The sequence below is a fragment of the Desulfobacteraceae bacterium genome, assembly GCA_022340425.1.
Taxonomy (GTDB): Bacteria; Desulfobacterota; Desulfobacteria; order Desulfobacterales; family JAABRJ01; genus JAABRJ01.
The window spans coordinates 1-17710 of the sequence record JAJDNY010000187.1 but is presented as its reverse complement, the minus strand read 5'-3'; the positions used below and the strand labels follow the sequence as shown (position 1 = coordinate 17710).

15 protein-coding genes and 1 pseudogene are annotated in these 17710 nt (G+C 55.4%); 13 read left to right on the top strand and 3 right to left on the bottom strand.

The window, feature by feature from the left end; translation table 11 throughout:
• The 3 genes and pseudogenes from LJE63_16605 to LJE63_16595 form a co-directional block, all read left to right on the top strand.
• The coding region (locus LJE63_16605; protein ID MCG6908225.1) for a hypothetical protein at positions 1–296 on the top strand (296 nt) is incomplete at its 5' end.
• A gap of 132 nt (positions 297–428) precedes the next feature.
• Positions 429–2615: a DUF3141 domain-containing protein gene (locus tag LJE63_16600; GenBank protein MCG6908224.1), complete on the top strand. Its 2187-nt coding sequence runs from the start codon at positions 429–431 to the stop codon at positions 2613–2615.
• 18 nt (positions 2616–2633) lie between these two features.
• Positions 2634–2768 (top strand): annotated as a pseudogene (locus LJE63_16595) (DUF1003 domain-containing protein).
• Between the two features lie 7 nt (positions 2769–2775).
• Here LJE63_16595 and LJE63_16590 read toward each other — a convergent pair.
• The 3 genes from LJE63_16590 to cls all read right to left on the bottom strand — a co-directional run bounded on the left by LJE63_16590 (position 2776) and on the right by cls (position 6900).
• On the bottom strand, positions 2776–3420 hold the full coding sequence (locus LJE63_16590; protein ID MCG6908223.1) for a DUF599 domain-containing protein: 645 nt from the start codon (positions 3418–3420) through the stop codon (positions 2776–2778).
• Positions 3421–3533: 113 nt separating this feature from the next.
• Positions 3534–5462: a potassium transporter Kup gene (locus LJE63_16585; GenBank protein ID MCG6908222.1), complete on the bottom strand. Its 1929-nt coding sequence runs from the start codon at positions 5460–5462 to the stop codon at positions 3534–3536.
• A gap of 49 nt (positions 5463–5511) precedes the next feature.
• A complete protein-coding gene (cls, locus tag LJE63_16580) occupies positions 5512–6900 on the bottom strand; it encodes a cardiolipin synthase (GenBank protein MCG6908221.1) in 1389 nt (462 codons plus the stop codon).
• Between the two features lie 1048 nt (positions 6901–7948).
• On the opposite strand from cls, the gene LJE63_16575 reads away from it, so the two are divergent.
• Genes LJE63_16575 through LJE63_16530 form a run of 10 tightly spaced genes read left to right on the top strand, consistent with a single transcriptional unit; the run spans position 7949 to position 16836 of the window.
• A complete protein-coding gene (locus tag LJE63_16575; GenBank protein ID MCG6908220.1) occupies positions 7949–8260 on the top strand; it encodes a hypothetical protein in 312 nt (103 codons plus the stop codon).
• Positions 8257–9318 (top strand): V-type ATPase subunit, encoded by a 1062-nt coding sequence (locus tag LJE63_16570; GenBank protein ID MCG6908219.1) that lies wholly within the window; start codon positions 8257–8259, stop codon positions 9316–9318. The genes LJE63_16575 and LJE63_16570 overlap by 4 nt, the downstream gene beginning before the upstream one ends.
• On the top strand, positions 9311–11302 hold the full coding sequence (locus tag LJE63_16565; protein ID MCG6908218.1) for a hypothetical protein: 1992 nt from the start codon (positions 9311–9313) through the stop codon (positions 11300–11302). Before LJE63_16570 ends, LJE63_16565 begins: the two co-directional genes overlap by 8 nt.
• Before the next feature lie 34 nt (positions 11303–11336).
• Positions 11337–11642: an ATP synthase subunit C gene (locus LJE63_16560; GenBank protein MCG6908217.1), complete on the top strand. Its 306-nt coding sequence runs from the start codon at positions 11337–11339 to the stop codon at positions 11640–11642.
• Positions 11639–11935, top strand: coding sequence for a V-type ATP synthase subunit F (locus LJE63_16555; protein MCG6908216.1), 297 nt, complete (start codon positions 11639–11641; stop codon positions 11933–11935). Before LJE63_16560 ends, LJE63_16555 begins: the two co-directional genes overlap by 4 nt.
• 2 nt (positions 11936–11937) lie before the next feature.
• Positions 11938–12561 (top strand): V-type ATP synthase subunit E, encoded by a 624-nt coding sequence (locus LJE63_16550; protein MCG6908215.1) that lies wholly within the window; start codon positions 11938–11940, stop codon positions 12559–12561.
• Entirely contained in the window at positions 12503–14323 is a 1821-nt protein-coding gene (locus LJE63_16545) for a V-type ATP synthase subunit A (GenBank protein ID MCG6908214.1), read from the top strand. The genes LJE63_16550 and LJE63_16545 overlap by 59 nt, the downstream gene beginning before the upstream one ends.
• A gap of 2 nt (positions 14324–14325) precedes the next feature.
• Positions 14326–15765 carry a V-type ATP synthase subunit B gene (locus LJE63_16540; GenBank protein ID MCG6908213.1) on the top strand — a complete coding sequence of 480 codons (1440 nt, stop codon included), beginning with the start codon at positions 14326–14328 and terminating at the stop codon, positions 15763–15765.
• 8 nt (positions 15766–15773) lie between these two features.
• On the top strand, positions 15774–16412 hold the full coding sequence (locus LJE63_16535; protein MCG6908212.1) for a V-type ATP synthase subunit D: 639 nt from the start codon (positions 15774–15776) through the stop codon (positions 16410–16412).
• Positions 16399–16836 carry a universal stress protein gene (locus tag LJE63_16530; GenBank protein MCG6908211.1) on the top strand — a complete coding sequence of 146 codons (438 nt, stop codon included), beginning with the start codon at positions 16399–16401 and terminating at the stop codon, positions 16834–16836. Before LJE63_16535 ends, LJE63_16530 begins: the two co-directional genes overlap by 14 nt.
• The last annotated feature ends 874 nt before the right edge of the window (positions 16837–17710 follow it).

The following is a 17710-nucleotide window of genomic DNA, read 5'->3' as shown; positions in this document are numbered from 1 at the left end:
CGGTGATGCGCGACAATCCCGACTTCATGGAGGCGGTCACAGCGAAGCTGAAGCCATCGGATACCATTTATGTGATGTGCCGTTCTGGCGGCAGAAGCGCCAAGACCGTCGACATGCTGGCAGAGGCAGGCTACACGAAAGTGTATAACATCGTCGATGGCTTCGAAGGTGACAAAATCAAAGATGAAGGAAGTTACTTCAATGGCAAGCGGATGCGCAACGGCTGGAAAAATTCGGGAGCTCCCTGGACTTATGCGCTTGATCCGGATCTAATGCACTTGCCCGAAAACAAATAAGAACCCGCTTCAAAAAGCGAGTTCCGATCCCTGTTCCGTACCCGCCCGTGGCTCTCGCCGCGGACCGAGCCTTTTACTTTCTTTGCGTCGGGTTTGACTTGCCCGTTTGCGGTGATCTACCCGGAGGTTGAAATGAAAACCACAGCAGTCATGACCGAGCCGGCCGAGGCAATGGCCCGGCTCCTCGAACTTGCCGGCAGCGGGGCAGCGAGCCTGCCGGAGTATTTGGTCGATGCCTTCCAGCGCAGCGCGCTCTTTCTGGAGTTGCTGCGGGAGCGCGGCAACCAGCAGCTCGAGATCACCTCCCAGTCAATGGCTACGGTGCTGCACTTCGAGCATGAGATCTTGATGAGTGGACGCTCGCTGCCGCGGCCGATGAACTATTTCCTCGCCCGCATATTGCCGCCTCCTGCGGTGGCAGTCGACCCGCGCAAGCGCCCGGTCGTCGTGGTCGATCCGCGCGCCGGGCAAGGACCCGGCATCGGCGGATTCAAGGCCAAAAGCGAGATCGGCGACGCGCTCGCCGCGGGACATCCCACCTATTTCATCGGCTTCAGTTCCAGGCCCGAGCCCGGACAGCAGTTCCTCGATGTCGTCGAGGGCCAGGTCAAGTTCTTCGAGCGGGTGGTCGCGTTGCACTCGGATGCGCCGCTCCCGTTTGCCATCGGCAATTGCCAAGCGGGCTATCAGACCCTGATGGTGGCGATGCTGCGCCCCGACCTGTTCGGGCCCTGCTTGGTTGCCGGCTCACCGATGTCCTACTGGCAGGGCGTGCACGGCAAGAATCCGATGCGCTATTCCGGCGGCCTGCTCGGCGGAAGCTGGCTTACCGCGCTCACGAGCGACTTGAGCGACGGCAAGTTCGACGGGACCTGGCTGATCCTCAACTTCGACAACCTGAACCCTGCCAACTGGCTCTGGGGCAAGCAGTACGATGTCTATGCCAACATCGACACGGACGCCAAGCGCTTTCTGGAATTCGAGAAATGGTGGGGCGATTTCATCCAGCTCAACGGCGAGGAGCTGCAATTCCTGGTCGACAACCTCTTCATCGGCGACAAGCTGACCCGCAACCAGCTCCAATCGCGCGACGGCAAGGTCTTCGATCTGCGCAACATCACCTCGCCGATCATCGCCTTCACGTCGCTCGGGGACAATATCAGCCCGCCCCAGCAGGCGCTGGGCTGGATCCTCGATCTCTATCGCGATGTGGAGGATATCCGCGCCACCGACCGCACCATCGTCTACTGTCTGAACCAGAAGGTCGGGCATCTGGGGATCTTCGTTTCATCCAAGATCGGCGCGAAGGAAGACGAGGAGTTCGTGCAGTTGATGGACGTGATCGACTGTCTGCCGCCCGGACTCTATGAGATGGTGATCTCGCCGCGCCCGGTCGAAGTGCCGGTGGGGGGCTTCGTCACCGGTGATTGGATCGCCCGCTTCGAGGCCCGCACCCTGGACGCTATCCGCGCCCTCGGGCGCAACAGCCCGGAGGACGACCGCGCATTTGCCGCTGCGGCCCGGCTCTCCGAGCTGAATCAGTCGATCTATCGCACCCTGATGCAGCCCCTGGTGCGCGCGCTGGTCAATCACCCGATGGCCGAGCTGGCGAGCAGCATGAATCCGCTTCGCCTGAGCTATACGCTGTTTGCCGACAGCAACCCCTGGATGCAGGGCGTCAAGCAGCTCGCCGACACGATCAACGCGGAACGCAAGCCGGCACCGCCCGACAATCCCTTCCTTGCGCTGCAAAAGGCGGTCTCCGATCAGATCGTCGCCAACCTGGATGCCTATCGCGCAGTGCGCGATCAATTCGCCGAAATGCTGTTCTTCGGCTTTTATGGCTCGCCGGTGGTGCAGGCACTGCTCGGTCTCAACGAGGAAAGCGTGGTGCGCAAACCCCCCGGGCTCTCGCCGGAGACGCTCGCCGCATGTCGAGCCCGGGCCGCGGCCTATGCGGCGAAGCTGGACAGCGGCGGGCGCGACGAGGCGCTGATCCGTGCCGTGCTCTACGTTTTCATCGCGGAGCGAGCAATCGACCAGCGCTCGGCGCTGGCGTTGGGCGAGGCGCGTCAGCGGCTGATGCATTTGTCGTTTGACGCATTCAAGCGGGCGGTGCGCGAGCAATTCGCGGTGCTGTTGATCGAGCCCGAGCGCGCGGTGGAGGCCCTGACCAGGTTGGTGCCCGAACCCGATGCGCGCGCCGAGTTGATCAAGCACGCGGAGGCGATCATCGACGCTGCAGGCGCCCCGAGCCCGGCCGAGCGCGTGCGGCTCGCGCGGCTGGCACAAGTTCTCGGCGTGCCAAGCGACGGTTGAGAATACAGAACCGCCCTTATTGCCGCCTTCGGGGGCAGCTGGGGGTTCATCATCCTCTTTGCGTGGGTGTCGGCGGCCTGGGCCCTGATCAATACCCTTGCCCTGGCGGCAAAACTGTTCGACCCGTATCCTTTCATTCTCCTCAACCTGGTGGATCGGTTTATGCCTCCCGGTCCAGGCGATAGAGAACGGCGACCAGCAGCAGACTTCCCGCCAGCATCCAGACCGGGCCGAAAAGCCACAGGGCCAGCGGCACGGACAGATAGAACCCGCGCATCCCGATCGTGTAGTGCAGCGCGGCGTGGTTGAGAACCTGGGTGACGGCTTCGACAGAGACGGTCGAGTCGTCCTGATGAAACGTGTTGATCATGAACCCGACGTGGTTGAAGTAGCGGATGGCCAGTGTGAAATTGAAAAACGTGACAAAAAACGCGATCCCCAGGAGCATCAATTTGAGCATCCACAGGGTTTCGGTTCTTGTCCCGAACAGATTGAGCGCGTGGGAGACCTCGCCGGACACACCCGTTCGAAAAGCGGCGTTGAACGACCCGAGGCTGAGCAGAATCGCGGTGGAGGCCAGAAACGTGCCGGCCATCACCTGGTTGCGCAGCGTCTGCACCGCCAGGATGTCGCGCTTTTCCCGGATGACGCCTTCGACCCACAACTGGCGTGCGTGGTTGGTGATGCCGACGGCCGTGGTCAGCGGTCTGCGTCGCACCTTCACGGCCAGGTGGGCGTGGTAAACGATGAGAATGGCGGCGGCCGACAGGATCAGGAGACCTTCGTACAACGAAACAGTGGGCATGGTCGAATTCCCGTTTGCTCTTTCTATGAACCGGTTATGCTCCGCGCCTTATCGGCAAGATTTCCTCCGTCGAACACTCATGTAGCATCGGTCCCGCAAAAGGGCCCTGCCCGTCAAATCGCCAGCCGGACGCCGATCTCGATCACCTGGTCCGGCGGGAGCCGGAAAAAGGAGGTGGCATCGGCCGCATTGCGCGACATGAACATAAAAAGCCGTGCGCGCCAGCGCGCCATGCCGGGTTCTTCGGCCATGACCAGATTTTCACGGCCGATGTAAAAACTTGTCGCCTCCGGATCCAGATCCAGACCCTGATCGCGTGCCAACGAAAATACCGTTTGCAGACCGGGTTCCTCCATGAAGCCATAGCGGGCCACGATGCGGAAAAAGCCACTGCCGAATTTTTCGATCTCGATCTTTTCTAGGCTGGGGATCCGGGGGATGTCCTCCACCCGGAAATGCAGCAAAACGGTTCGACTGTGCACCATGTGATTGTGCCTGACATTCTTTGCCAGGGCCGTGGGTACCGCACTCCGGCTGGCCGAGAGAAAAACGGCGCTACCGTCGATTTTGGCCGGCGGATGACTGCTCAGATCGACGAAGAACTGATGTGCCGGCGGCATGATCTTGCGCAAATTGACGGCTAGGATCCGGCGGCCGTCGGCCCAGGTGCGCATGAGCGTGAAAAAAAAGGCCCCGATGACCAGGGGGAACCAGGCGCCGTGAAGGATCTTGCTGAGGTTGGCCGCAAAAAACGGCACGTCCACCAGCAGGAAAACGCCCGCCAGCGATGCGGCCCAGCTCAGCGGCCAATTCCACCGGTTGCGGGCAACGACAAAAAAAAGCACCGTGGTGATGATCATCGTGGAAGTCACGGCCACCCCGTAAGCGGCTGCCAGTTTGCTGGAGGTCTGGAAGCCGGTCACAAGGGCGATCGTGCAGGCCATGAGCATCCAGTTGACCGGGGCCACATAGATCTGTCCGATGTGACTCGCGGAGGTGTGCTGAATATTCAACCGCGGCAGGTATCCGAGCCCGATCGCCTGGCGGGTCATGGAAAAGGCACCGCTGATCACCGCCTGAGAGGCGATGATGGTGGCCAGGGTGGCCAGCAGCACCGTCGGCACCATGGCCCACGAAGGCACCATGGCATAAAAAGGGTGGGCCGACATTTCCGGACGTTGCAGCAGAAGGGCCCCCTGCCCGAAGTAGTTCAGCACCAGCGAGGGCCACACCAGCCCGAACCAGGTCAGGCGGATGGGCCGGGTTCCGAAATGCCCCATGTCGGCGTAGAGCGCTTCGGTTCCGGTCACTACCAGAAAAACCGCGCCCAGCACCACAAACCCGTGCAGTTTGTTGATTAGCAAAAACCGGAGGCCATGCCAGGGCAAAACCGCGGCCAGCACCCCGGGCTCGCGCACCACCTGATTGGCCCCGGTAACCGCCAAAAAACAAAGCCAGAGGAGGATCACCGGCCCGAAGAGCCCGCCAACCCGGGCCGTGCCGCGGCGCTGGATCAGAAACAGGCCGACGAGAATCGCAACCGTGATGGGGATCACATAGGGGGTGAAGACGGGGGTGAGGATGCCGAACCCCTCCACGGCGCTCAACACCGAGATCGACGGGGTGATCATGCCGTCTCCGTATAGCAGGCAGGCCGCAAAGAGCCCCAGGGCCACGAGGCCCAGGCCGCGGCTGCCGTCCCGGTGACCGCGAACCAGGGCGGTCAGGGCGATGACGCCGCCCTCCCCGCGATTGTCCGCCCGGAAGACGAACAGCAGGTACTTCACGCCCACGATCAGCGCCAGGGCCCAGAACATCAAGGACAGGATCCCCAATACGTTGAGGCGGCTGACGGCGATTCCGTATTCGCCGTGAAAGCACTCCCGGATGGCGTAAATCGGGCTTGTGCTGATATCCCCGAAAACCACCCCCAGCGCGGCCAATGAAAGCCGCGCCAGGCGGCGGTCGATCCCGGCCCGACCGCCCTCGTCCTTCGCTGCAACCGGGTCCGGTTTTCCTGCATGTGCCGTGGCCTGCGCCATCCGTCGATTTTCCTTCCCGGTCCGGTTCCGGTCGTCTTCGTCACTTCGGCTACAGCAGCGGGGCAAAAAGCCTCCCCACGCTTTCGACCAGGCCGAATGCACCCCCGGCCTGGAGCTTGCGCGGCGAACTTTGCACTATCAGGTCGCGCATCCAGGAGTCGAGCTGCGCGATCGCCTCGCTATCGTAAATGCACAGTGCGATCTCATAGTTGAGCAACATGCTGCGCATGTCCATGTTGGCCGATCCGACCATGGCGATCGTATCGTCGACCAGCAACGCTTTTGCGTGGAGCATCCGCGGCTCGTAAAGCCGGACTGCGGCGCCGGCATCCTGAACCCGCGTCAGATAACCCTCGCGGACGATATCCGCCAGAAGGTGGTTCGACTTTTTCGGCGTGATGATCGAAACATCGACGTTGCGGCGGACCGCGATGCACAGGGCCTCCAGCAGCAGTTCATCGGGCACGAAATACGGCGTCACCGCCCAGATGCGGCGCTTCGCCATGAAAATTTCCGTCAGGATGGCATTGCGCAGGGAGTCGTTGGCAACGTCCGGCCCGCTGGCAACAAGCTGGGCGACGCCATGGGGTCCCGGAGCCGCAGCGGGCGAGGCCCTCAACTGGTCGTGCAGCGGGGTCTTGCTCGCAAAGCGCCAATCCGAGCTAAAAATTCCGGCGATGTCGTCCACCACCGGCCCTTCGACCAGCAGCGAGAGGTCCCGCCAGCGGCCTGGAAAATCCCGCGGACCCATGTATTCCGAAGCCAGGTTCATCCCGCCGATGACCGCCGCCCGGCCGTCGCAGACGAGCATTTTACGGTGATTGCGCAAATTGGCCCGACCCCGGAAAGGCAAATGAATCATCGGCATGAAGTAGGCCGCCTGACCGCCGGCCGACAGCAGGGGCGAGAGATACTTCCGGGATATTTTCACCGATCCCAACGCGTCCAGAAGAAGGCGCACCTCGACGCCTTGGGTGGCTTTGAGGGCAAGGGCCTCCAAGATGGCCCTCCCGGTTTCATCTTTGCCCAGGATGAAGGTGGCAATGTGGATGGAGCGACTGGCGCTGCGGATCAGGTCCAGTATGTTTTGAAAAGCCTGCTCCCCTTCCGGCAGCAAGGTGATCTGATTGCTGGCCGATGCGGGGAAGACGCCGCCGTCGGGTGCGAGCAGGCGGGCGCCGCCGGTATCCGGGGCGATCGCGGGTGCCCCCCCCGCCGGCTTGAGCGCCGGTTTGGCATCGGCCCGGCTGAGCATCTTGCGCCCGCCGAAAACAAGGTAGAGCGGCACGCCCACGTAGGGAATGAAAACGATGGCCATCAGCCAGGCCAGGGTGCTGGTCGGCGGTCTTTTTTCCCTCAGGATGTGGGCCAACAAGATCAGCGCCAGAACAAACCCGATGGAGGGGAGAATATGAACCAGCAGCCAGCGATAATCCATCCCAATGCCTCCTAGTCAGAAAAAATCTGTCGGGCATTGTACTGACGTCATCGAAGATTGCAACCCAATTGCTATGTAGCCTAATTGAACCAAAAGTCCAATATCCTTCGCAGCGAGACCTCAATGCGACGATCGCTGGGAATTTTTTTTAAGCGGCCAGGCAGTTTTGATCCTGTCCGCTGAAACGGATTCTACAGCAACGTTTTCAAGGGGAAGAGGAAAAAAGACGAGTTTGACCAAGCGATTCCTTGCGTTTTGGAGCCGGAGCTGAACGAAAAAGAGTCGCCACGAAACTGGGCAAGGCTGATCCAAAAAATCTATGAGATCGATCTCCTGGTGTGTCCCACCTGCGTGGGTCCGATGCACGTGATCGCTTGATCGAGCAGGCCGATGTGGTCCGTAAGATCTTCGAGCCCCCGGGGCTTCGGAAAACCATGCGTCCTTGCCGGCCGCACTCCCACGCGCCTCCCGCAACCGGTCACGACGGCTGGGGCGGCTCCTGGATGCCGTGGGCCGACGATTACCTCACCGATCGCGTATACCCCCGCAGACGCCTGTCTGTGAAAACACCGGATGGGCCACCGGCAGAGCCGTGCCCGAAAACCGGGCCAATCTTCCCTGAAACCCATGGTTTTCGGCTTGACAGGGTCCGGTTATGCTGAGATGTAATTTGTCCATGGGGGCCTGTCCCACCCGCCCCAAGATGGGGTTTTGATTTCCCGGTTTATACAGCTGTATTTTTCCCGTAGAACCCGTTTCAAAAAGCGCGTTCCTATCTCTGCCGGATTGGTCAAAAGCCCAGCGCGATTCTCTGAAACCCTGCGCGTGCTGACGGTGGCCAAAGTTCCTAAAATCAGCACCCGTAAGGCCAAGCAATGGGGGCCGGCACTGGTTTTTGAAAAGCTATGGCGAAGCCAAGGCCTGCCCCGGGTCATCGAACGCTTCGCAACCGGACGCCGGTTCCAATTCGACGTCCAAAAAAGCGTCTTCGCCTTGGCCCTGCAGGGGCTGTGTCAACCCGGCAGCGATCCTCAAGTTGAGGTCCCGCATGAAAGTCGAGATAGAAAAAATAATTCAGTCAGATGAGTCCACCCAAACATATGTGGCTGAGGCCAAGCTTGCGGCACAGAATATGCGGGATCAGGCTAAAGAGAAAGCAAAAGAAATCATTGCTCAGAAAGAAAGGGAACTCGCAGCATTAAAACGGGAAGAGATAGAAAAAATCATATCAGCAGCCCAGTCAAAGGCTCAGCGTATTTTGGAAGAAACGGATCGTTATCTTGAAAGGTTGCGCAACAAAAAGAAATCACAATTTCAGGACCTTATTGATGATCTTCTTACAAGGGTGACACGCTTTTGATTACCAGGGTTTTCAAGTATTCCTTTGCGCAGGCGAAGACAAGAGCCTTAAAAAGCAAGTTGTTAAGCACTGAAGACTGGCACTTTCTTGTCGGCTGCAAGAAGCTGAAAGAAGTCCTGAAGTATCTTCGCGGAACGGACTATGCGGAAGCCCTGTCTCATATTCCCGAAGGAAGACCAGAGGCCGATGTGATATCCTTGGCGCTGTATGACGAGCTGTTCAGAGATTATGCCAAACTGTTAAAGGCGGTTCCCAAAAGAAGTTCTGCTTTGCTCAAGGCCCTGCTATCGGCCTTTGAAGCCGAAAACCTGAAAACCGTGCTGCGGGGAATTTGGGAAGGAAAGTCCCCGTCGGGCATTCGGTTTTACCTTTATCACCTTGGGAGACTCTCCACCTTACCCATCGGAGAACTCGTTCAGGCACCGGATATTCCTGCAGCCATCGAACTCCTGAAACCGACGCTCTTTTATTCCGCTTTAACCCATGCGTTGCCTCAATTCAAAGCGCAGGGAAGGCTTTTCCCCTTGGAGGTGGCGATTGACATCTGCGTTTTTGAAAAACTCGTTGAGACCTTGGAAACCTTAGACGACCATGATCGCAAGGGAGCGGCGGCCTTGATCGGCGAACTCATTGACTTTGAAAACTTATCTTGGATGGCCAGATTTCGCCACTTTTACGATCTCTCCCCCGAAGAAATCATAAACTACATGCTCCCCGGTGGAAAGCATCTCGGGATCGCCCAAGTCGGCAGCTTGGCCAGGCGCCTTGAACTGAATTCGTTTATAGCCAGTTTGCCAAACCCCTATTCAGATGTTCTGAAACAGGCCAAGGATTGGCCGGAAATTCAACCGCTCTTTGAAAGATGGTTTCTTATTCAGCTTTATAACGTTTTCCGGAAAGACCCTTTTCAAATTCGGCTGCAACTATCTTATCTGCTTTTAAGACAGATCGAAGTAAAGGCTTTAGAGGGGCTTGTGTCCGCCATGGATCTTGGGATGCCTTTGGCTTCTTTTCTTGATTTCGCCACCCTTACGGTGGCAGGAGACGGGCGTGTTTAAGCCTGAAAAATTGGTAAGAGTGACGATTCAGGTTCCAGCCGATTTCGTATCGGCCACCACGGCGACCCTGGCCAAGTTTAAACTGCTGCACTTGATCAGAATTGGCGAGACACATCTGGGCCGTCTCGGGTATGTCGCCGAAACCAATGGCGACCTGCTTAAGGAATTTGAAACCCTTTTCAAAGACATCAAAGCACTGTTGGAGGGCTTGGCAATCCGTTCGGAGCCGGTCTCCCTGAACACGTTGGTTATTCCCGAAAAAGAAATTTTTAAAATCAGAGAACGGCTCGCCGAAGTCAAAAAGGAAGTCGACTCGCTTTTAGGTGATTTAAGAGTTACCGCAGAGGAATTCATTGAGCATAAAAATACACGAGACAAATTTGACCTCCTTCCGAACGATCTCGATTTATCGCGCCTCTTGAGGTGTAAATATGTGAACTGGATGATCGGCCTGGTACCCGTCCGGGGTCTGGAAAAGCTTGAGGAAAGTCTATCCCAGTATCACCATGCTTTCATACATATCGGCACGGTAGCTGAGCGCGTCGTGATGCTCGTTTTCGGGTTAAAAGATGATTGGCTTGTGTTCGAGAGAGCCCTAAAAGGGGCGTTTTTCGAGCAGATTGAGATCCCAACGCAGGTATCCGGCACCACGGGACAGATTTTGGCAAGACTCCAATCGGAGATGGCAGAACTTGAAGCGAAAAAGAATCGCTTGTTTCGTCAAAGGGATGCTTTTCAGAACGCTCTCGGCGACGAACTTTTGACAATCAAGGAAAAAATCATCGCATCGCGCAATATTCTTGCGGCCCGTCGTCTCTTTGGGAAAATTGAAAAAAGCTATCTCATTTCGGGCTGGATTCCAGAGCGCTTTTGCAAAGCACTCCATGAAGCACTGACGGAGATCACTCAAGGGCAGGTTATTTTTGAAAAAGTCGACCCTGATGATCTGAAGGAGGTCCGCTCGGGCGTCATAAAGATTCCGATCTTGTTTAACAATCCTTTACTGATCAGCCCTTTCGAAAGGTTGACCAGTCTTTACGGAACCCCCCGCTACAAGGAAGTCGAGCCGACCGTCTTTTTTGCCCTGAGTTTTCTTCTCATGTTTGGCATGATGTTCGGTGACGTTGGCCATGGCGCAGTTCTCTTTATCATCGGCCGGCTTTTGTTCCGCCGATTCTATAAGTATTTGGATTACGCCATTATTTTGATGGAGTGCGGCTTTTTTTCCGTCCTTTTCGGTTTTCTCTACGGGAGCATTTTCGGGATTGAAACGCTGATCCCCGCCCTTTGGTTCAGACCCCTGGATGATGTGGCCTATTTTGTCAAGGTAGCCCTAATTTTTGGGGTTGGCCTGGTGAGCCTGGGATTCATCTTAAATTTGATCAACGCCTTGAGGTTAAAAGAATACCATCTCCTGCTCAGCGCCAGTGGTTTAGCCGGCGCTCTCTTCTACTGGATAGTTGCAGGGCTGACACTGAAATATTTCCTCACCGGCCAACTGGCCTGGAGTGAGCTGACCGTTTTTGGATGGGTGGCTACCGCGCTGATGGGCCTCATGATTTTTCACCGTCCCCTCCATCGTCTGTTGGTCAAGAAAGAACGATTAACGGCCATTATGAAGCAGAAGGGTTTTTTTGCTGACATTGTGGAATCGAGCGTGGAATTTCTTGATGACCTTATTCGCTACGGGGCAAACACGATCTCCTTTATCAGGGTGGCGGCTTTTGCCCTGGCGCACGCGGCGCTTTTTGTCGCGGTGTTTTCAATTGCCGATCTCGTGGCCCACGGAAGAGGGGGCGGGATATTGTTCTGGATGGTGCTGGCCGTTGGCAATATGGTCATCATCGTTTTGGAGGGGTTGGTGGTCTCGATTCAAGTGATCCGTTTGGAGTACTATGAATTTTTCAGCAAGTTTTTCAGGGGGGGCGGCGAAAAGTTCAAACCCTTTGACCAGGAAATCGATTCGGGAGAAAGAGGGTTGTGATACTCAGTTTCAAAACGCTCAAAAGGAGGTGCCTATGAAAATTCTCGCGTGTCTCCCCGGTTTTTTCTCTATGGTTCTTGCCCCTGCGGCGGTATTTGCCCAGGAGGCCGTCGCTCAGAAAAGTTCGGCCACCAGTTGGGGCTATCTGTCGGCAGCCATTGCCATTTCCGCCTCCACCCTGGGGGCGGGTGTGGCCGTGGCGATAGTAGGTTCCGCCGCCATGGGGGCGATGAGTGAAAAACCCGAGCTTGCCGGCCGCGCTCTCATATTCCTGGGATTGGCCGAGGGCATCGCCATTTATGGATTGATCGTGGCCGTCATGATTTTGGGCAGGCTATGAAGATTTTCGTACTGGCCGATCCTGATACCTGCCTGACCTTTTCCCTGGCCGGGATACGCACCCAAACCGTGTATTCCGGGGCCGAGGTCCTGGCGATTCTTGAAAGCCTGGACCGCCAGGAGACCGGCCTTGTTTTGATTACGGAACGTCTGGCTGAAAAAAACCGCGACGTCATTGATCGAATACTCCTAGAGGAGGATGGCCCACTCATCCTCGAGATCCCTGATATTAAAGGGCCGCTGTCCGAGAAACCGAAGGCCACGCAACGAATACTTTCCCTTGTCAGGAGATAGCAATGCCCATCTGGGAAGACGTCGAACTCTTTTGTCGGGCCATTTTTGACGAGGGCCGCCAAGAGGCTGAGAAAATCTTGACCAAAGCCAAAGCCGAGGCAGAAAGGACGATTGCCGAAGCACATGAGCGGGCCGAAAAAGACTTTCAAAAAGAGATTATTGCGCAAAAGAGCGGGGCCCATGCGGAGGCCAAACGGCTGGTGGACGCCGCTGAGTTTAAGGCCAGGAAGCGAATCATCGAATTTCGCGAGCAGACAATACATGAAATTTTGGGCGCTTTGGAGCAGCGTTTGAAAGACTTTCTCCATCAACCGAGCTATTCCGATTTTTTATTGCCAGCCATAGAAGAAGGCATTGATACTCTTGGGGGCAGGGAGTTTACGGTTGAGCTGGGTGAGGAGGATTTGACATCTGTAAAACCCAATATCAGGGCGCTTGAGAAAGAACGCGGTTTAAAAATCGAGCTGCGCGCTTCACCCTCCATGGAGGGTTGCTTGCGGATCTACACCGGTGATCAGCGTTTGCTCTACGACAACAGCCTCTTTTCCCGGCTTCAACGCAGTGATGATGAGATTCGAAGAGAAATCTGGAGAAAAATCTTTGGAGCCGAAAGAAGCGACGGTTAAAAAGGCCATCATAAGCGAAATCAACGGCCCGGTGATTCGCGTTAGGGAGGCCGCGGCATTTTCCATGAACGAGATGGTCGTGATCGGGGAAGAGAAGCTGGTCGGTGAGGTGATTGCGCTTTACGGAGACCGGGCCACCATCCAGGTGTATGAGGATACCACCGGTCTTAAACCCGGAACAAGGGTCTATGGCCAGGGATTACCGCTATTCGCGGAGTTGGGCCCGGGTCTTATCGGCCATATTTTTGATGGAACCCAGAGACCGCTTTCGTTCATGTTCCGGAATTCAGGACCTTATATCAGAAAGGGCAAAGCGGTAGCGGCCCTTGACCGCGACAAGGTCTGGGCCTTTAAACCCAAAACAATAGCAGGTGAAAGCGTTAACCCCGGCCGGGTGATTGGGGAGGTTGAGGAGACGGGCCATATTGTTCATCGGATCATGGTTCCCCCGAATTTAAGCGGCCGGCTGAAGGAAGTGGCTCCGGAAGGACTTTACACGATCGATGAGCGGATCGCCGTTGTGGAAGACGAAAAGGGAGGAATTCAGGAAATTAAACTTCACCAGAAGTGGCCTGTTCGACAAATTCGGCCGTATCACGAGCGGATCCTTCCTAAGGAACCGCTTTTTACTGGGCAACGGGTGATTGATTTTTTCTTCCCTTTAGCCAAAGGGGGCACGGCGGCCATCCCCGGCGGGTTTGGAACGGGTAAAACCATTACACAGCATCAACTTTCCAAATGGGTGGATGCCGATATCATTGTTTATATCGGATGCGGTGAGAGAGGCAACGAAATGGCCGGGGTCCTCATGGATTTTCCAAAGCTGCTGGATCCCCGAAGCGGAAGGCCCCTGATTGAAAGAACGATCTTTGTTGCCAATACGTCTGATATGCCGGTTACTGCCAGAGAGGCCAGTATCTACACCGGGATTACCATCGCCGAATACTACCGGGACATGGGGTATCACGTGGCCTTGATGGCGGATTCAACCAGCCGCTGGGCCGAAGCCTTGAGGGAAATTGCCGGTCGGCTCGAAGAGATGCCGGCCGAGGAGGGGTTTCCGGCTTACCTGGCTTCACGGTTGGCCGAATTTTATGAAAGAGCCGGGGCTGTCATTACCCTTGGGGGCGAAACGGGTTCGGTCTCGGTGATTGGCGCCGTGTCGCCTCCCGGCAGCGATTTTTCAGAACCGGTCACCCAGCACACCAAGCGGTTTGTCAGCACTTTCTGGGCGCTGGACAAAGAGCTCGCCAGCGCGCGCTATTTCCCGGCGATCAATTATCTCGACAGCTACAGTGGTTACGTGGAAGCAGTTGCCCTGTGGTGGCAGAAAAAAGGAAATCTCGACTGGACTGAGCTAAGGAGTGAAGCATTGGCGCTCCTCAAGGAAGACGCCAGGCTTATGAATATCGTCAAGCTCATCGGAGAAGATGCTTTGCCGGGGGATCAAAAAGTGATTTTCCAGGGGGCGAGACTCATAAAGGAGAATTTTTTACAACAAAGTGCCTTTGATTCCATAGACACATACTCTCCAGCCGAAAAACAGGTCTTGATGCTCCAGATTATCTTGAAATTTATTGAACGAATGAAGGAGACCGTGGTGCGCCATCGAATTCCGGTCTACCGAATAATGGAAATTCCGGTCCTGGAGGAGATCGAACGGATGAAGTACACCTACAAGGGAGATGATCCGATGCCTTTCAAGGATATTCTTGACCGCGTTGAAAAAGAATTCGATGAACTCCTCAAGCGGGAGGTTTAGAATTGCCCGGCAGAACCGGACTGGAATATCTGGGGCTCTTGCGCATAGAGGGGCCTTTGGTCTTTGTCAAAGGAATCGAGGACGTCGGTTTTGGGGAGATCGCCGAAGTCGTTACGCCCGAAAATGAGGTTCGCCTCGGGCGGGTTCTGTCCGTCTCCGATGATGTGGCTGTTGTCGAAGTCTTTCAAGGAACCGTTGGCCTTTCTTCATCCAATTCAAAAGTTCGCTTTCTGGGACACCCTTTTCAATATCGTGTTTCGGCTGAGGAGGTCTTGGGCCGTATCTTTGATGGTCTGGGAAGACCGCTTGATGGCGGTCCACCGCCAATTACCGGAGAAGCGCGCGACATCGGTGGCCTTCCGATAAATCCAGTCGCCCGGTTCTATCCCGAAGATTTCATCCAGACAGGGATTTCAGCCATAGATGGCCTGAATGCCCTGGTGAGAGGGCAAAAGCTGCCGATATTTTCAGGAAGCGGACTCCCCCACGCGCAACTCGCCTCCCAGATTGTTCGGCAGGCCAGGCTCATCGGAGAGGAGAGCAAATTTGCAATTGTCTTTGCCGCCATGGGAACCAAGCATGAAGAAGCGCAGTTTTTTCGGAAAGACTTCGAGGAAAGCGGGAGTCTTAAAAACGTTGTCATGTTTCTCAATTTGGCGGACGCCCCTTCCATTGAGCGACTGATCACCCCGCGGATTGCTTTAACTGTGGCCGAACACCTCGCCTTTGAGGAGGATATGCATGTCCTGGTGGTTCTGACGGACATGACGAACTATTGTGAAGCCTTGAGAGAAGTGGCCACTTCCAAGGGAGAGGTCCCCAGCCGCAAGGGCTATCCCGGGTATCTGTATAGTGATCTGGCCTCGATCTACGAGAGGGCCGGGAGAATCGCCGCCGCCGGGGGATCGATCACGCAGATCCCCATTCTCACCATGCCCGATGACGATATCACCCACCCCATCCCGGATCTTACGGGCTATATCACCGAAGGACAGATTGTGCTTGACCGCGGGTTGTTCCAGAAAGGAATCTACCCTCCCATCAATGTGCTACCCTCGCTGTCGCGCCTGATGAGTGACGGCATCGGGGAAGGCCGCACAAGAGAAGACCACCAGGATTTATCCAGCCAACTCTACGCGCTTTATGCCCAGGCAAAGCGGGTGGAAAGACTGGCCTCTATCATTGGGGAAGAAGATCTCACAGCTCGCGATGGGCTTTTTCTGAAATTTTCCAAAGCATTTGAAGAACGCTTTATCAAACAAGGTCCCTACGAAGATAGAACCGTTTTCGAAACACTCCAACTTGGCTGGGATCTGGTCATGATGCTTCCGCCAAGAGATCTGACCAGAGTAAAACCTGAAGAAATACAAAAATACGGTTTAAAGACGGAGGGATCGAAATTGCCCGAAACCACACCCCCTGAATCGAGCAATAGTGGATAGAAACCAAAGTGACAAGACTTCCCCTTTCAGTTAATAAAAATAACCTCCTGCGCCTTGAGGAGGAGCTTTCCTTTGCTGAAGACGGCCTGGAGCTTCTGGATGAAAAGAAAGAGGCTTTGATGGCTCACATCAGCACCTTGTCGACTAAGGCTGAAGGGGTAAGGGATAGGATGAACAAGGCATTAAAAACGGCCTACGGCTATCTGCAAGAGGCCATTTTGATTCATGGCCGCCTTGCCTGTGAGCGGGCCGCGCTGGGCACGTTCCTGGAAGAAAAAGTGCAGATCATGGAAAAAAGCTTCATGGGCGTCACGCTTCCCAAGGTAAGCATAACCCTCCCCAAACTTTCACCGCATCATGGGTTCCATGGCACGGGAGCGTCGATAGACGCCGTTCTCCAATCACTTTACGAAAGCATGGAGGTTATTGCCGAGTTGGCCGAAATCGAGGTGGGCCTTTTTCGCCTGGTGGCAGAAATAAAAAAGACTTTGAAACGTATAAATGCTTTAGAAAACATATACATCCCGCTCTATCAGGCGACCATTAAGTATATCGAAGAAAATTTAGAGGAAAAGGAGAGAGAATTTCTTTTCCAGTTGAAACGGCAAAAAAGCCGGCGGAAAGTAATAGCGCATGAGAATTTTTAAAAAAATTTTGGTGCCTGTGGATGGATCCCTATACTCTCTCAACGCTGCACGTTTGGCCGCCGAAATAGCTGAAATTCATGGATCTGATTTAAAGCTTTTCCATGTTCTTGATGTTTTGATGGCGGATCAGTTGAAAAGCCTTTTAAAAAAAAACAGCGGGAGCATTCGCGAAGAGCTGAAAAGTCAGGCTCAAGGATTTCTCAAAGACATGGTGCGCGAGATCGGCAAACACAAAGTCAATTTGGAGGTCCTCATTGAAGAGGGTATTCCCCATGAGGCTATCATAAAGGAAGCCGCTTCGTGGGGTGCAGATCTCGTTGTCCTGGGGAAGCTTGGGCGGCGAGGCATTTCCCATATCGTTTTAGGGAGTGTCGCTGAAAGGGTCATAGAATTTTCGGAAATGCCTGTCTTGGTCGTAAAATAACAAGTGGAGACTGTAAAAAACCGGGTGATATGAGCAGCAAACCGATCTCCCCCATCCTTTTGGGGAACGTTTAGGAGCCATTTACGGAACACATATCGAAGCTCATCATTCAGGACACGGGGGCGAACCTGCAACAACAAATTACCTTCCTCCAGGCTCCAATGGATGTGGCGTTTCTTGACTCCCGCTTGCTCACCACCTGGTTAACGGTCGATTCCAAAACGGCTATGGAGATGGCGCATCTGTCTTTCCGCCTTTTTGGCCGCCTCTTTCCAAGGGGATTCTCTTGACCAGCCTACTGACAGACTTGCCCATGGCGACCATCGCTGCCCACCGCGTAAACCCCTGGACTGGGTAACCCATCGTCACCGCTGAAACATTCCTTTCATCAACCGTTCCTGGTTGGTTTCGGGGTGCTGAGATCGATCTTCGACTACGTTACTTTCGGCGTCCGGCTGCAGCTTCTCCAAGTGTCCGAGACCAGTTTAACCGTTTTTAGGCATTTTTTTGCTGGCCCAATTCGCCTTTTCAGTTCATGCGTCCCGGTGGGCCCAGAAGGCCAGTTGGAGGACTTGGGTTGGCGGTTTCGCGAAGCGGCCGATCGCCATGGCGATCGCGGCGTATTCTACCAGGTGACCCATCGCCGACTGCGCATTTATCTGGACATGGGATTGGGTGTCGTGATCAGCCCTTTCAAGGTAGTACTTTTACCTTTTTCTTTGTTCGAGTAATTTTGCAGTAGAAACATGAGGCCTGTATTTTAGGTTTTTTCGCTTCGGCTGGGGTTTTTTCGGGCCCCGGGGATGCTTCTTAAATGCTGACAACTTCACCTTTGCCGCAAGTTCTTTAAGCACCTTCGCCAGTTCGGAGGGGG

What these genes read in the sequence shown, in the direction of transcription:
- LJE63_16545 (MCG6908214.1), top strand. Translation starts at nt 12,503, where the DNA reads ATGAGATTCGAAGAGAAATCTGGAGAAAAATCTTTGGAGCCGAAAGAA.
- LJE63_16560 (MCG6908217.1), top strand. Translation starts at nt 11,337, where the DNA reads ATGAAAATTCTCGCGTGTCTCCCCGGTTTTTTCTCTATGGTTCTTGCC.
- LJE63_16600 (MCG6908224.1), top strand. Translation starts at nt 429, where the DNA reads ATGAAAACCACAGCAGTCATGACCGAGCCGGCCGAGGCAATGGCCCGG.
- LJE63_16590 (MCG6908223.1), bottom strand. Translation starts at nt 3,420, where the DNA reads ATGCCCACTGTTTCGTTGTACGAAGGTCTCCTGATCCTGTCGGCCGCC.
- LJE63_16555 (MCG6908216.1), top strand. Translation starts at nt 11,639, where the DNA reads ATGAAGATTTTCGTACTGGCCGATCCTGATACCTGCCTGACCTTTTCC.
- LJE63_16550 (MCG6908215.1), top strand. Translation starts at nt 11,938, where the DNA reads ATGCCCATCTGGGAAGACGTCGAACTCTTTTGTCGGGCCATTTTTGAC.
- LJE63_16585 (MCG6908222.1), bottom strand. Translation starts at nt 5,462, where the DNA reads ATGGCGCAGGCCACGGCACATGCAGGAAAACCGGACCCGGTTGCAGCG.
- cls (MCG6908221.1), bottom strand. Translation starts at nt 6,900, where the DNA reads ATGGATTATCGCTGGCTGCTGGTTCATATTCTCCCCTCCATCGGGTTT.
- LJE63_16530 (MCG6908211.1), top strand. Translation starts at nt 16,399, where the DNA reads ATGAGAATTTTTAAAAAAATTTTGGTGCCTGTGGATGGATCCCTATAC.
- LJE63_16575 (MCG6908220.1), top strand. Translation starts at nt 7,949, where the DNA reads ATGAAAGTCGAGATAGAAAAAATAATTCAGTCAGATGAGTCCACCCAA.